We start from the raw sequence: 13243 nt of genomic DNA on the forward strand, positions 1-13243 counted from the left end.
AGGATCGAGGAGTTCACGATCCATGGGGGGCCAGGGTGAAGAACCGACGACGTCATGCCGCGCGCCGCGCCGGGAGGGCGCGAAGACGTCTGACGCGGCTGCTGCTGGCGAGCACGGCCGTCGCCGTCGTGATCGGCGCGAGCAGTGCCGCGTACGCGTACTGGAAGCACACCAAGGTGCTCGCCGTGGAGCGGTGCGTCCGGGCCGGGGGCCCGCCGACCAAGGTCGCGATGGGCGCCGCACCGGGTGTACTGCCCGTCGTCGGCCCCGGCACCTTCACCGGGGCACACGGCGACGGGACGCGCGTCGGCTCGGGCGGCACGCTGCGGCGCTACGCCGTGCTGGTGGAGGACGGCATCGGGATCCGCCCGGACACCGCCGCCCACGAGATCGACGGGATACTCGGCGATCCCCGCGGGTGGAGCCGCGACGGGAGCGACTCCTTCCAGCGCACCGACGACGGCCCGCACGACTTCGTCGTCAAGATCGCCACCCCGCACACGGTGGACTGCCTGTGCGGCTCGGCGGGCCTGGACACCGGCGGCGAGGTCAACTGCAGCATCGGCCGGACCGTCGTGGTCAACCTGCGGCGCTGGGTCGGCGGTTCACCCGAGTTCGACGGCCCGATCGGGGAGTACCGGGCGCTGATCGTCAACCACGAGGTGGGCCACCGCATCGGCCACGGCCACGAGACCTGCCCGGCCGCCGGACGCCCCGCGCCCGTGATGATGCAGCAGATCAAGGGCCTGCGCGGCTGCACCGCGAACGCCTGGCCCTACGACCGCGCCGGCACCTACATCGGCGGGCCGCACGTGGCCTGATCAGCGCTTGGCGGGCCGGTCCTCGCCCGGCTGCTTGACCAGGTGGTCCCCGACGTCGACGCTCGTCCACAGGTCCTTGTCGACGCGGAACTTCTTGGTGTGCCCGTCGGACAGCTCCACCTTGACGTAGTGGTACATGTTCGAGCCGTCGGGCATGTTGCGGCTCTTGTCGACGACGGTGCCCTGCCAGGAGTCCTCGGGCTTGATGCGCTTCGAACTGAACATATCCACACCATAGGTGCAGGCCCGGATTCGCGCGTCCTTCACAGAAGGAATGAAGGAATCCGCCGCCGCGGGCCCCGCGCGGGCAATAACGTTCCCGCGTGGACCAGTTGATCACCTCCGACCCGACGCACCTGGGCCCTTACCGACTGATCGCCAGGCTCGGGGAGGGCGGCATGGGCCTGGTCTATCTGGGCCGCTCGACGGCCGGCCGGACGGTCGCGGTGAAGGTCGTCCAGGCCGAGTACGCCGGACATCCGGAGTTCCGCAGGCGGTTCGCCCGTGAGGTGGCCGCGGCCCGTCTCGTCGGCGGGGAGTGCACGGCGGCGGTGCTCGACGCCGACACCGAGGCGGCTCTGCCGTGGGTGGCGACCCAGTACATCCCCGGCCCGGATCTCACCACGGTGGTGGGCCGTGACTTCGGGCCGCTGCCCGAGGCGTCCGTACGCGTGCTCGCCAACCGCCTCGCGCTCGCGCTGCAGGCGGTGCACGACGCGGGCCTGATCCACCGGGACCTCAAACCGTCGAACGTCCTGGTGACGGTGGACGGCCCCCGCGTGATCGACTTCGGCATCGCCCGTGCCATGGAGTCCCTCGCGGGCGACAGCCTGCACACCCGCACCGGCATGCTCATCGGCTCCCCGGGCTTCATGTCGCCCGAGCAGGTCCGCGGACGCGAACTCACCCCGGCCAGCGACGTGTTCTGCCTCGGTGCCGTACTGGTGCACGCCGCCACCGGCCGACTCCTGTTCGGGGCGGGCGAGAGCGGCCTCAACGCCCACCTGTTCCGCGTCGCCGAGGAGGAGCCGGACCTGACCGGGGTGCCGGACTCGCTGCTCGACCTCGTACGGGCCTGCCTCGCCAAGGATCCGGCCGAGCGGCCCGCCCTCCGGGAGATCGCGGCGCGTACGACCGGGGACAGCGGCGAATGGCTGCCCGGCCCCGTGCTCGCCCAACTCGGCCGCCACGCAGCCAAGTTGCTCGACTTCGCCCCGGCGACCGCGGCCGGTGCGCCGCCGGCCGCCCCGGTGGACCCGCGTGTTCCGGTACCCGCACCGGTACCCGCACCGGTACCCGCACCGGAGCAGTGGCCCGCGCCGGTGCCGGTTCCGGTGCCCCCGCCGCCGCCCGCCTACACGCCGACGGCCCAGCCCGCGGGGCCGTCCCCCGGGCGTCGGCGAAGCCTGGCCGTTGCCGCCCTCGCCCAGCTGCTCGTGCTGCTCGACGCGGCAGCCCTGTACCGGGCGCTGCCCGCAACCCAGCGGGACATGGGCCTGTCGGACGCCGCTGTGAACTGGATGGTCACCGGGTACGCCGTCGCCCTCGGCGGCCTGCTCCTCGTCGGCGCCCGGCTCACGGACCGGGCGGGCCGCAAACGGACGCTCGTCATCGGCCTGACCGGCTTCGCGGTGACCGCCGCCCTCGGGGGAGCGGCCCCGGAGCCCGTGCTGCTGCTGTGCGCCCGTGTCCTGCAGGGCGCCTTCGCCGCACTCGTCGTACCTCCCGCCCTGGCCCTGGTGACCGCGCACTTCACCGAGCCGAAGGCGCGCAACAGGGCCTTCGGCTGGTACGCCGCGGCCGTCGGCTGCGGATCGGCGCTCGGCATGTGCACCAGCGCCGCACTGTCCGACAACGTGAACTGGCGCTGGGTCCTGTACACCGTGTCCCTGCTCGCGGTGATCCTCGTGCTCGCCACCGCAGGACTGGCCCAGGACCGTCCGGTCCGCCCCGCTCCCCGTCGCGACGCACCGGGCCTGCTCCTCGGCTCGCTCGGCACGGCCGCCCTCGCCTACGGCCTGCTGACAGCACATCCCGATCACTGGACCTCCGTGTCCAGTCTCGTCGCCTTCGTGGCCGGCGCGGCGCTGCTCCTGGGGTTCGTGCGGCGGCAGTCGACGGCGGCGACCCCGCTGGTGCCGCCATACGTCTTGAAGGGAGAGGGGAGAGCGGCCGCGTTCGCGGTGCTGCTCCTGGCCGGCGCGGGGACGTATCCGCTCGCCTCGTTCGCGTCGTACCTCAACTACTTCCAGGGGCAGGCATCGATGGACCTCTCCCTGTACCTGGTGCCGATGGCCACGGGTGTGGTGATCGGCGCCACCCAGATCTCCGCCCGCCTGCTGCACCGTGTCGCGCCGCGCAGCCTCGTCGTGCCGGGCCTGTTGCTCGCGGCGGTCGGCCTGCCGGTGATGGCCCGGGCCACACCCGGCACCGCGTACGCCGGTGTGATGGCGGCGGGCAGCCTCATGGTCGGCCTCGGCCTCGGCACGGCGCTGATGCCGCTGTACTCCGTCGCCATGGCCGGCGTCGCGGCGCCGGACTGCGCCGGCGGTGCGGCGGTGACCGGCACGGCCGTACACCTCGGGGGGCTGCTCGGCGCGGCCGTGTTTGCCACCACGCTCGCTTCGTCCACGGCGTCGCGGCTGACCGAGGCGGGCGCGGTGCCGCCGAGCGTGGCCGATGCGGCACGCAGCGGCGAGATCGTCGATCCGCACCCGGCCCTCCCGCCCTCGGTGGCACAGGCTGTCTCGGACGCGACCCTGGGCGGCTACACGGATGCCCTCTGGTGGTCGGCCGGGGTGACCGCACTCGCGGCCGTACTGGCTCTGCTGATCCTGCCGGGGCGGCGGGGGAGCCGGCCGGCACCGTCCCCGCGCTGAGGAAGGGCCGCCGCCCCGGCCACTGCCCCCGGTGGTCCGTTGGCCCGGTGGTGGCCGAACCGGCCAGGTCGCGACTGGGCCATTGGCCCAGGACTTTCGACCTCTGTTGAACCATCAGCCGCACAGATGCTGTGATGGGCCCGTCGATGGCGCTGCGGATCCCCAGGGATCTCCGCGGCGCCTTTCTCATGTCGGTTCTCATGTCGCTGTGCGGAAGGGTGGAGCACCTTGCTGAAGGGGGCGTTCGTCGCGCCGGATCCGGGACGGATGCGGTTGCGGTTCGCGAGCCGGGCCGTGCTCGGGATCGGCATCGCCGTCGCGCTGTGCGGCGCGCTGGGGCACTCGCTGCCGTCGGCGATCACCGGCGGGCTCGCGGCGCTGCTCGCCCTGTTCACCGTGACCGACCCGAGCGTGCGCGGCCAGGCCGTGACCACGGCGCTGCTGCCCGCCGTCGGCCTGCCCGTGCTCGCCGCCGCGGCGGCCCTGCACGCGGTGCCCGTCGCCCGTGACCTGGCGTTCCTCGCCGTCGTGGGGGCCGGGGTGTACGCGCGGCGGTGGGGACCGCGCGGCCACTCGCTCGGCGTGTTCGCCTTCATGATGTTCTTCGCGACCCAGTTCCTGCACAGCACCCCGGGCCAGCTGCCCGAGCTGTACGCGGCCGTCCTGCTGTCGCTCGGTGCGGCATCGGCGGTGCGGTTCGGAGCCTGGTGCTACGAGCGGCGGCTGCCGGCCCCCGCCGCCGTCCAGGCCCCGGGCGGCGGCACCGGGCTCGCCCGGATCACGACGCGGCAGGCCGTCCAGGCGACGGCGGGCGCGGGCTTCGCCCTGGCCGTCGGACAGGTCCTGTCGGACCAGCGCTGGTACTGGGCCGTCGGCGCCACCTGGTGGGTGTTCGTCGCCACGACCTCCCGCGGCGAGACCGTCGTCCGCGGCTTCCGGCGCTTCCTCGGCACCCTGATCGGCATCGGACTCGGCTTCGCCCTCGCCGTTCCGCTGCACCACGAGCCGGTGGCGGCAGCCGTGATCGTCGCCGTCAGCGTCTTCGGGATCTTCTACACCGCCCACGTCTCCTACACGTGGATGATGCTGGCCGTCACCGTGATGGCGAGCATGCTCTACGGGCTCCTCGGCGTGCTCGACCCGGCGCTGCTCGCGCTGCGCGTGGGCGAGACGGCCGTCGGCGCCCTCGGCGCCGTGCTCGCCGTCGTGTTCGTGCTCCCGGTCACCACCCACTCCGTCACCGACGCCTGGGTCGAGCGCGCCCTGCGCTGCGTGCACGCCTGCACCGCCGCGACCGCCGCCCGGCTCGCCGGGGACCGCGGCGCCGACCCCGCGCCGCGCGTCGCCGAACTCGAAGCGATCCTCGGCCGCGTCCGGCTCTCGCTCGCCCCGCTCGTGCACCCGTTCACGCCGCTGCGCGCACGCAAGGGACGGGCCCGCCAGGTGCTCGCGCTGCTCGACGTCTGTGCCCGCGAGGTCCGCGGACTCGCCGCGGTCGCCGCCGACCCCGAGGCCTCGCACGACGCGCGCCTCGACGCGGCCTGCCGTCGCGTCGAGTCCGCCGTCGAGGCGCTGACCGCCCCCGACCCGTACGACAGGGACGTCGTCACGGCGCCGGGCACCACCGAGGCCGAACCCGTCCTCGCCCATCTGCACCGCCTGGAACAGGCCCTCGCCGAACTCGCCGTGCCGCTGCGCGGCTCCCGGCGCGCGAGCCTGGGCGCGTAACGGACCCCGCGCGCCGCCGTGTAGTTCCCCGCGCTCCCCATACGTCCGTGACCCGCCGCGCCGCGGGGCGGAGGTGTGGTTGTCTCGGGGCGGTCCGAGGCCGACGTCCGGCCCCTGGGACCATCCGGTCGCACGGCCGCGCGGGAGCGAGCCGTGCGCCGCTTCGAGCCGCAGAGGTGTGTCATGCGAAGCGACCTGCGCGACCTGCGCCACAACGGACCACGGGACGTGGAGGGCTGGCTGTCCGCCGCCCCCGACGCGACGCGCCACGACCGCGGGCCGCTGCCCGCCCCAGGGGCGGGACGCAGGGAGGAGCGCACCGCCGAAGTGGCGCGCGCCGCCGCCGAGTTCATACGGCAGCACCACGAGGAGGAGGGCCTCGGCGACCCGGCCCCGCGCCTCGCCGAGGCCGAAGCCGAACTCGCCGCCACCGGCACCTACACGCACACCCCGGACGAGCTCGTCTTCGGCGCCCGCGTCGCCTGGCGCAACGCCAACCGCTGCATAGGCCGCCTGTACTGGCGCTCCCTGCGCATCCGCGACCTGCGCCACCTGCGCGGCACCGCTCAGATCGCCGAGGCGTGCGCGCAGCATCTGCGCGAGGCCGCACCCGACGGCCGCATCCGCCCCCTCATCACCGTCTTCGCCCCGGACGCCCCCGGCAGCCCTGGACCGCGCATCTGGAACGAACAGCTCATCCGCTACGCCGGATACGTCCAGCGCGACGGCCACGTCGTCGGCGATCCACGCGGCGCGGGCCTGACCGCGTACGCCCGCCGTCTGGGCTGGCGCGGCGGCGCGGGAACCCCCTTCGACCCGCTGCCGCTGATCGTCCAGCGCGCCCCGCACGAGCAGCCCCGCTGCTACGAACTGCCTCCGGACGCGGTCCTCGAAGTCCCGCTCCGGCACCCGGAGTTGGACTGGTGGACCGAGCTCGGCCTGCGCTGGCACGCGGTCCCCGCCCTGTCCAACATGTGTCTGGAGATCGGCGGCGTCTGCTACGGCGCCGCCCCCTTCAACGGCTGGTACATGGGCACCGAGATCGGCGCCCGCAACCTCGCCGACACCGACCGCTACAACCTCCTGCCCTACCTCGCCCACCGCCTCGGCCTCGACACCAGCACGGACCGCACCCTGTGGAAGGACCGGGCCCTCGTCGAACTCAACCGCGCGGTCCTGCACTCCTTCGACCTCGCCGGCGTCACCCTGGCCGACCACCACACCGAGTCCCACCGCTTCCTCACGCACGTCGCCCGCGAGGAGTCACGCGGCCGCACCGTCGGCGCGGACTGGTCCTGGATCGTGCCGCCGATCTCCGGCTCCGCGACCCCGGTCTTCCACCGCACCTACGACACCACCGAGTCAAGCCCGGCCTACGTCCACCATCCCGACGCCGAGGCACGCGCCCGCGGCGAGGACCGCACCGTGGCGCGGCACCGCGCTCCCCGCCGCGATCTGGTCTAGACCCGCTGCTACGGTCGGCGCACGGGCACAGGGCCCGCACGCCGAAAGGGGAAGCAGTGACCGGCAGTCAGCCAGGGCGGGCCCACATCGGATCGTTCACCGCGGCAGGCGGTCGCGGCATCGCCACCGCCGCGCTCGACCCGACGGACGGTGCGCTGACCCTCCTCGGCGCCACCGACGAACTGCCCGACCCCTCCTACCTCACGGTCGCGGACGGACTCCTGTACGCGGTCAGCGAGACGAAGGGCGGCGCGGTCGCCGCCTTCCGCACGGGCACGGCCCCGGTGACCCCGGCCGCCCCGCCCGTCCCGGTCGACGGCGACGGCCCCACGCACCTGTCCGTCTGGGCCGGCCACCTGCTGACCGCCAACTACGGCTCCGGCAGCGTCACCGCGCTCCCGCTGCGCCCGGACGGCACGCCCGATCCGGCGGGCCGCACCGTCCTGCAGCACACCGGCTCGGGCCCGCACCCGCAGCGCCAACAGGCCCCGCACGCCCACCAGGTCCTGGCGGACCCGAGCGGCACCTGGGCGGTCAGCGTCGACCTGGGCACCGACTCGATCCGCGTCTGCGCCCTCGGCGACGACGGCCGCCCGACGCTCCACCACGAGACGGCCCTGCGCCCCGGCTCCGGCCCGCGCCACCTGGTCTTCCACCCGTCCGGCAGCCACGCGTACGTACTCAACGAACTGGCCCCCACCCTCACGGTCTGCCACTGGGACCCCACGACAGGCACGCTCAAGCCCCTGACGGAACACGCGGTCCTGCCCGAGCCCCCGCGCGGCGACGCGTACCCGTCCGAGATCGTCATCTCGCCCGACGGCCGGTTCCTGTGGACGGCGACCAGGGGCGAGGACGTGATCTCCCTGCTCACCCTGGACGCCACGGGCGAACACCCCACCCTGCGCTCGACGACCCCGTGCGGCGGCCACTGGCCCCGCGACCTGGCCCTGCACCCCTCGGGCCGCTTCCTCTACGCGGCCAACGAACGCTCCGGCGACGTCACCTGGTTCACCGTCGACCAGGACACGGGCGAGCCGGTACGGGGCGGGATGCTGAGGCTGCCGGCGGCGTCCTGCGTCGTCTTCAGCTGACCGACGCGGGCCGGGCGAGCCCGACGATGAAACTCCCGGCCGCGAGCCGCTCGACCAGGGCGCGGCCCTCGTGGAACACCTTCACGATGCGGTACGCGCTCCCGTCCTCCAGGCGACGCAGCGCGGCCGGCGAGGCGTGCTCCGTCAGCAGCTCCTCGTGGGCGGCAAGCAACGCGTCATTGTCAGGCGCGCTCAATCAAGCCCGTCCGGCGATTGAGGACGATCGAGCCCGAAGGGCGAGCCGAACAGGACACCCGGCGAAAACGACGAGGGGCCCGGGGCACAAAGCCCCGGGCCCCTCATGGCTCCGCTCAACCGCCGGAGGCAACCGGCTGGGGAGTGATCCCCAGGGCAGTCGTGTACTTGGCCAGCGCCAGCTTCCCCATCGCCGGGTACGCCCCCAACGGCTCCGCGGCAGCACACCCCGCATCCTTGGCGGCAGCCTCCAGCACGCTCGGGTCCACTTCGGGCCCGATCAGATACGGCGCGAGCGCCAGCTGCTGGGAGCCGGAACCGCGCAGCTGCTCCGCGGTCGCGGCGATGGAACCCTCCACGTCGAGCGCGGCGGCGATCACCGGCACCGCGAGCCGCGCGGCCAGCAGCATGCCCGTGATGCCCGCGGCCTGCACCGCTTCCTCGCCGCCCACCGAGGCGAGGATGATGCCGTCCGCGGCGGTCGCCACCGTGAACAGACGGGCCCGGTCGGCGCGGGCGAGCCCGGCCTCCGAGAGCCGTACGTGCAGGCCCTCGGCGAGCAGCGGGTGCGGGCCGAGGACGTCGGTCAGCTCGGCGGCGACGCGGCTGTCCGCGATGCCCTGGCGGACCTGGCGCAGCAGCGCGCCGTCCGGGCCCGCGAGCAGCGGCACGACGACGGCCACGGGCCCCTGGGGCTCCTTGGCCTCCACACCGGCGGCGAGCGCCTGCTCGTAGCGGGCGGAGCGCTCCCGCGCGGCGTACGCGAGCACGGAGGCGAGGGAGGGGAACTCGGCGGACACCGGGAAGTCGGTGACCTCCCCGTCGACGAAGCCGACCCGCGCGTCCAGGCCGGGCAGCTCGGACCGGGCGATGCTCACGACCTCGTCGGCGAGCATGCGCGTCGCGGCGCTGGGCGTGCCGGGCACGGCCAGCACGAGGGCCGGTGCGCCCTCGGGAGCGGCCACGGGTTCCGGACGACGGTGGCGTCCGGGCTGGCGGGGTCGCGGCATTCGTACAGGCAGGCCGGAAGCGGGCCCAGTGGGGGAGCTCATGGCGCCGCATGCTACTGGCTCGCCGGGCCCCGTTGTTCGGTCAGGGGGCAGCTGAGCGGTATCCGTCCTTGATTGTCCGTTCAGTTACGGATGCTTCAAGTGTCCTGGTCCGCAGGGGTGTGCGGAGCTGCGAGGGGCCCACGGGACGTACAGCGGGACCTACGGGACGTACAGCAGACGCCCGTCCTGCGGCAGACGCAGCTCCTCCGCGGCGAGGGCGGCGGCGATCACCAGCGAGCCGTGCAGCGGGTCACCGGAGGCGGTGACCACGGTCGCGTCCGGCAGCTGCTCCGCCAGTTCCGCGCGCAGCGGGGCCAGCAGCGGTTCGCCCGTCTTGAACAGGCCTCCGGTCAGGGCGACTTCCCCGCCGCCCGCCGGGCACACCGCGGCCGCGCTCTCCGCGATCCGGGCCGCGGCCTCGCGCAGGATGCCCGCGGCGGCCGGATCGTCCCCGGCGCAGCGCGCCACGTCGGGCGCGAACGAGGCCAGGGCCGCGGGCCGGTCGGTCCGCGGATAGATCTGCCCCGGCAGCCCGCCCGCGGGGCCGAACCGTTCCTCGGCGAGCGCGAGCAGCGCCGTGCTGCCCCCGCGACGCCCGTCGAACGCCCGCATCGCCGCGTCGAGCCCGGCCCGCCCGATCCAGGCGCCGCCGCCGCTGTCGCCGAGCAGATGACCCCAGCCGTCGGCCCGCCGCCAGCTCTCCAGGTCCGTGCCGAGCGCGATGAGGCCCGTGCCCGCGGCGACGACGGCGCCGGGCCGCTGACCCAGCGCGCCCGCGTACGCGGTGACGGCGTCCCCGGCCAGCGCGATCCGGCCGACGCCCAGCTCACGCCCCAGCGCACGCGGCAGTTCGGCCCGCAGCCCGTCGCCGAGGGTGGCCATCCCGGCCGCACCGACGACGACCGCCGACAGGGCGGGGCCTTCCGTCGAGGCCAGCAACTCCCGCGCCATGGGCAGCAGTTGCTCGATCATGTGCGCCGGGTCGATCCCGGCCGCGGACGTGCGCACCGGCACGCGGGAGGCGACCGTCACGGGATGCGCCGGGTCGTCGACGCGGGCCACGGCGACCCGCAGCCCCGAGCCGCCCGAGTCGACCCCGAGCACCCAACGGCCCGCGCCCTGCCCCGACTCGCCTGCTGTACGCACCCGTGCTCCCCCTCCGTGGACCTCCCGACGGCGGGGGAACCATAGCGTGGCAGTAGAGTGACGCGTCGTGGCAGCGCGACCTTTGAACGAACTTGTCGAAGCCGGCTGGGCGAAGGCCCTGGAGCCCGTGGCCGAACGCATCGCGGCCATGGGGGACTTCCTGCGGTCCGAGATCGCCGCGGGCCGGACCTACCTCCCGTCGGGGGCGAACGTCCTGCGGGCGTTCCAGCAGCCCTTCGACGACGTCCGCGTCCTCATCGTCGGCCAGGACCCGTACCCGACGCCCGGGATGGCGATCGGCCTGAGCTTCGCGGTCTCGCCCGAGGTGCGCTCGCTGCCGGGCAGCCTGGAGAACATCTTCCGCGAGATGCACACCGACCTGGGCCTGCCCCGGCCCTCCAACGGCGACCTCACCCCCTGGACCCGGCAGGGCGTCCTGCTGCTCAACAGGGCGCTGACGACCGCGCCCCGCAAGCCGGCGGCGCACCGGGGCAAGGGCTGGGAAGAGGTCACCGAGCAGGCGATCCGGGCCCTGGTGGCACGCGGTACGCCGCTGGTGTCGGTGCTGTGGGGGCGCGACGCCCGCAATCTGCGCCCCCTGCTCGGGGAGCTGCCGGCGATCGAGTCCGCGCACCCCTCGCCGATGTCCGCGGACCGCGGCTTCTTCGGCTCCCGCCCGTTCAGCCGGGCCAACGAGCTGCTCGTACGGCAGGGCGCACAGCCGGTGGACTGGCGCCTGCCGTAAGAGCCGCGAGGGTTTCAGGGGCCGCGGGGTCCCAAGAGCCGCGAGGGTCCGTCGTCACCCCACCACGGCCGCCCGCACGCACAGCACGTCCGGCAGGTGCGACGCCAACTGCTGCCAGCTGTCGCCGTCGTCCGCCGAAGCGAAGACCTCTCCGTTGCGATTGCCGAAGTAGACGCCCGCCGGGTCCGCGTCGTCCGTGCACAGCGCGTCCCGCAGCACCGTGCCGTAGTGGTCGTCCTGCGGCAGGCCCGCGGTCAGCGGCTCCCAACTGGCGCCCGCGTCCTGCGTACGGAAGACGCGGCAGCGGTGGTCGGCCGGGACGCGGTCGGAGTCCGCGGTGATCGGGAAGACGTACGCCGTGTCGCCCCGGTGCGGGTGCGCGGCCGCGGCGAAGCCGAACGTGGAGGGCAGGCCCGCCCCGATGTCGGTCCACTTCCCGCCGCCGTCGTCACTGCGGTACACGCCCCAGTGGTTCTGCAGGTACAGCCGGTCGGGGTCGGCGGCGTCCCGCGTCACCTTGTGCACGCACTGGCCGAACTCCGGGTCGGGATCGGGCAGGAACACGGCGGACACCCCCGAGTTCGCCGGGGTCCAGCTCTCGCCGCCGTCCGCCGAGCGGAACACCCCGGCCGTCGACACCGCCACGGTCAGCGCCCGCGGGTCCCGCTCGTCGGTGAGCACCGTGTGCAGGCCCTCACCGCCGCCGCCCGGCACCCACTTCGACCGCGTCGGGTGCTCCCACAGGGGGCGGCAGAGCTCGAACGTCTCGCCGCGGTCCTCCGAGCGGTACAACGCCGCCGGTTCCGTGCCCGCGTACACCACGTCCGGCTCGGCCGCCGCCGGGTGCAGCTGCCACACCCGCTCCAGTGAAGTCCCGGTGTCCTTGGGGAACTTGACCGCGGGCGCGGCCGGCTCGGTCCAGGTCCGCCCGAGGTCGTCCGAGTGGAAGACGGAGGGTCCCCAGTGCGCGCTGTCCCCGCCCGCGAGCAGCCGCGGGGTGTCGCCGCGGGTGTCGATGGCGACGGAGTACACCGCCTGCGCGTTGAAGTACGGCTGCTCGTCGAACTCCCACGCCCCGCCTCGTCGCCGCCCCAGGAACAGCCCCTTGCGCGTCCCCACTGCCAGCAGTACATCAGCCATGCCGAACACCTCCGAAACGACGTTGTCCCCAGGTATTGGCCAGTCTGCACCCCACCACTGACAACGGCCGCCGCATCCGGCTGCACCGCAGGTCAGACGGTCTGTCCCGGGCAGGCGCGAGGCGTCCGCGCGAGCCTCAGCCCATCCATTGGGCCTCGTACGCGGCGTACGTCCCGTCGTGCTTCGCCAGGTGCACGAACCGGTCGACGTACTCCTGGAAGTCGCGGTCGCCGCGCGGCGTCGCGTACGCCTTCTCGGAGAACGTGAACGGTTCGTCGGGGTGGAGCGAACACAGCTCCGGGTGGATCTTCGCCTGGTAGCGGGTCTCGCTCGCGTCGGTCATCATCACGTCCGCCCGGCCCGCCACGATCTCGTCGAAGATCGTGGTGTTGTCCGGATGGACCTTGATGGTGGCCTGCTTGATGTGCGCGCGGGCGAACTGCTCGTTCGTACCACCGGGGTTGACGATCACCGTCGTCCCCACCCGGTCGATGTCCTTCAGCGTCCCGTACTTGTCCTTGTCGGCGCAGCGCACGATCGGCGTCTTGCCGTCCTCGCGGGTCGGCTCGCTGAAGTACACCTGGCGGGCGCGGGGGAGGGTGATGGAGACGCCGCCGACCGCGATGTCGCACTTTCCGCCGGACAGGTCGCCGACCAGGTTCGCCCAAGTGGTGTCCACGAAGCGGGGCTTGGCGTCGAGGCTCTTCGCGAGGTCCCGGGCCATGTCGATGTCGACACCGCTGTACGAGCCGTCCTTCGGGTCCTTGTACGTGAACGGCCGGTAGTCGCCGGTCGTGCACACGCGCAGCACCCCCGACCTCGGCACCGAGTCCAGCAGGCTGACCTGCTTCTTCGGCGCCGGATGGTGCGCGGCCGTCGGCGCCGCCGGTGCGGCGGCGGTCACGGCCAGCAGGCAGACCAGGGCGGACAGGGTGGCGGCACGTTGCCTGGACGCACGGCGGCTCATCGCGGCTCCTCC

General features: G+C 74.0%; 12 protein-coding genes. 6 read left to right on the top strand and 6 right to left on the bottom strand.

Annotated elements, in window-relative coordinates; genetic code table 11:
* The first annotated feature begins 35 nt into the window (after nt 1-35).
* Nucleotides 36-821, top strand: a complete 786-nt coding sequence (locus ACIBUY_RS33505; RefSeq protein WP_399154621.1) for a DUF3152 domain-containing protein — start codon at nt 36-38, stop codon at nt 819-821.
* Here the strand turns inward: ACIBUY_RS33505 and ACIBUY_RS33510 are convergent, their stop codons facing one another.
* Nucleotides 822-1046: a hypothetical protein gene (locus ACIBUY_RS33510; protein ID WP_365578884.1), complete on the bottom strand. Its 225-nt coding sequence runs from the start codon at nt 1044-1046 to the stop codon at nt 822-824.
* A gap of 98 nt (nt 1047-1144) precedes the next feature.
* Between ACIBUY_RS33510 and ACIBUY_RS33515 the strand changes: the two genes are divergently transcribed.
* The 4 genes from ACIBUY_RS33515 to ACIBUY_RS33530 all read left to right on the top strand — a co-directional run bounded on the left by ACIBUY_RS33515 (nt 1145) and on the right by ACIBUY_RS33530 (nt 7986).
* Nucleotides 1145-3700 (top strand): MDR family MFS transporter, encoded by a 2556-nt coding sequence (locus ACIBUY_RS33515; protein ID WP_399154622.1) that lies wholly within the window; start codon nt 1145-1147, stop codon nt 3698-3700.
* 228 nt (nt 3701-3928) lie between these two features.
* A complete protein-coding gene (locus ACIBUY_RS33520) occupies nt 3929-5428 on the top strand; it encodes an FUSC family protein (RefSeq protein WP_365578880.1) in 1500 nt (499 codons plus the stop codon).
* 183 nt (nt 5429-5611) lie between these two features.
* The gene (locus ACIBUY_RS33525; protein ID WP_399154623.1) at nt 5612-6892 is read left to right on the top strand and encodes a nitric oxide synthase oxygenase; all 1281 of its coding nucleotides are present in this window, start codon (nt 5612-5614) and stop codon (nt 6890-6892) included.
* Between the two features lie 56 nt (nt 6893-6948).
* A complete protein-coding gene (locus ACIBUY_RS33530; protein ID WP_399154624.1) occupies nt 6949-7986 on the top strand; it encodes a lactonase family protein in 1038 nt (345 codons plus the stop codon).
* Here the strand turns inward: ACIBUY_RS33530 and ACIBUY_RS33535 are convergent.
* From ACIBUY_RS33535 to ACIBUY_RS33545, 3 genes are all read right to left on the bottom strand, one after another.
* The gene (locus ACIBUY_RS33535) at nt 7979-8158 is read right to left on the bottom strand and encodes a hypothetical protein (RefSeq protein ID WP_399154625.1); all 180 of its coding nucleotides are present in this window, start codon (nt 8156-8158) and stop codon (nt 7979-7981) included. The genes ACIBUY_RS33530 and ACIBUY_RS33535 overlap by 8 nt on opposite strands.
* 139 nt (nt 8159-8297) lie before the next feature.
* Complete coding sequence (locus ACIBUY_RS33540) at nt 8298-9233, bottom strand: sirohydrochlorin chelatase (protein WP_399154626.1); 936 nt, start codon at nt 9231-9233, stop codon at nt 8298-8300.
* Nucleotides 9234-9392: 159 nt separating this feature from the next.
* A complete protein-coding gene (locus ACIBUY_RS33545; protein WP_399154627.1) occupies nt 9393-10379 on the bottom strand; it encodes an N-acetylglucosamine kinase in 987 nt (328 codons plus the stop codon).
* A gap of 67 nt (nt 10380-10446) precedes the next feature.
* On the opposite strand from ACIBUY_RS33545, the gene ACIBUY_RS33550 reads away from it, so the two are divergent.
* Nucleotides 10447-11124, top strand: coding sequence for a uracil-DNA glycosylase (locus ACIBUY_RS33550; protein ID WP_365578868.1), 678 nt, complete (start codon nt 10447-10449; stop codon nt 11122-11124).
* A 54-nt stretch (nt 11125-11178) separates the two neighbouring features.
* Here ACIBUY_RS33550 and ACIBUY_RS33555 read toward each other — a convergent pair whose 3' ends face one another.
* Together ACIBUY_RS33555 and ACIBUY_RS33560 are read right to left on the bottom strand one after the other, a co-directional pair.
* Entirely contained in the window at nt 11179-12264 is a 1086-nt protein-coding gene (locus tag ACIBUY_RS33555) for an exo-alpha-sialidase (protein ID WP_365578866.1), read from the bottom strand.
* 136 nt (nt 12265-12400) lie between these two features.
* On the bottom strand, nt 12401-13231 hold the full coding sequence (locus tag ACIBUY_RS33560) for a transporter substrate-binding domain-containing protein (protein WP_365578864.1): 831 nt from the start codon (nt 13229-13231) through the stop codon (nt 12401-12403).
* Nucleotides 13232-13243 lie beyond the last annotated feature (12 nt).

The sequence above is a fragment of the Streptomyces sp. NPDC050085 genome (assembly GCF_044460595.1).
Classification (GTDB): Bacteria; Actinomycetota; Actinomycetes; order Streptomycetales; family Streptomycetaceae; genus Streptomyces.

Coding starts and splice junctions, on each gene's coding strand:
- ACIBUY_RS33560 (WP_365578864.1), bottom strand. CDS start 13,231: ATGAGCCGCCGTGCGTCCAGGCAACGTGCCGCCACCCTGTCCGCCCTG.
- ACIBUY_RS33555 (WP_365578866.1), bottom strand. CDS start 12,264: ATGGCTGATGTACTGCTGGCAGTGGGGACGCGCAAGGGGCTGTTCCTG.
- ACIBUY_RS33540 (WP_399154626.1), bottom strand. CDS start 9,233: ATGAGCTCCCCCACTGGGCCCGCTTCCGGCCTGCCTGTACGAATGCCG.
- ACIBUY_RS33510 (WP_365578884.1), bottom strand. CDS start 1,046: ATGTTCAGTTCGAAGCGCATCAAGCCCGAGGACTCCTGGCAGGGCACC.
- ACIBUY_RS33525 (WP_399154623.1), top strand. CDS start 5,612: ATGCGAAGCGACCTGCGCGACCTGCGCCACAACGGACCACGGGACGTG.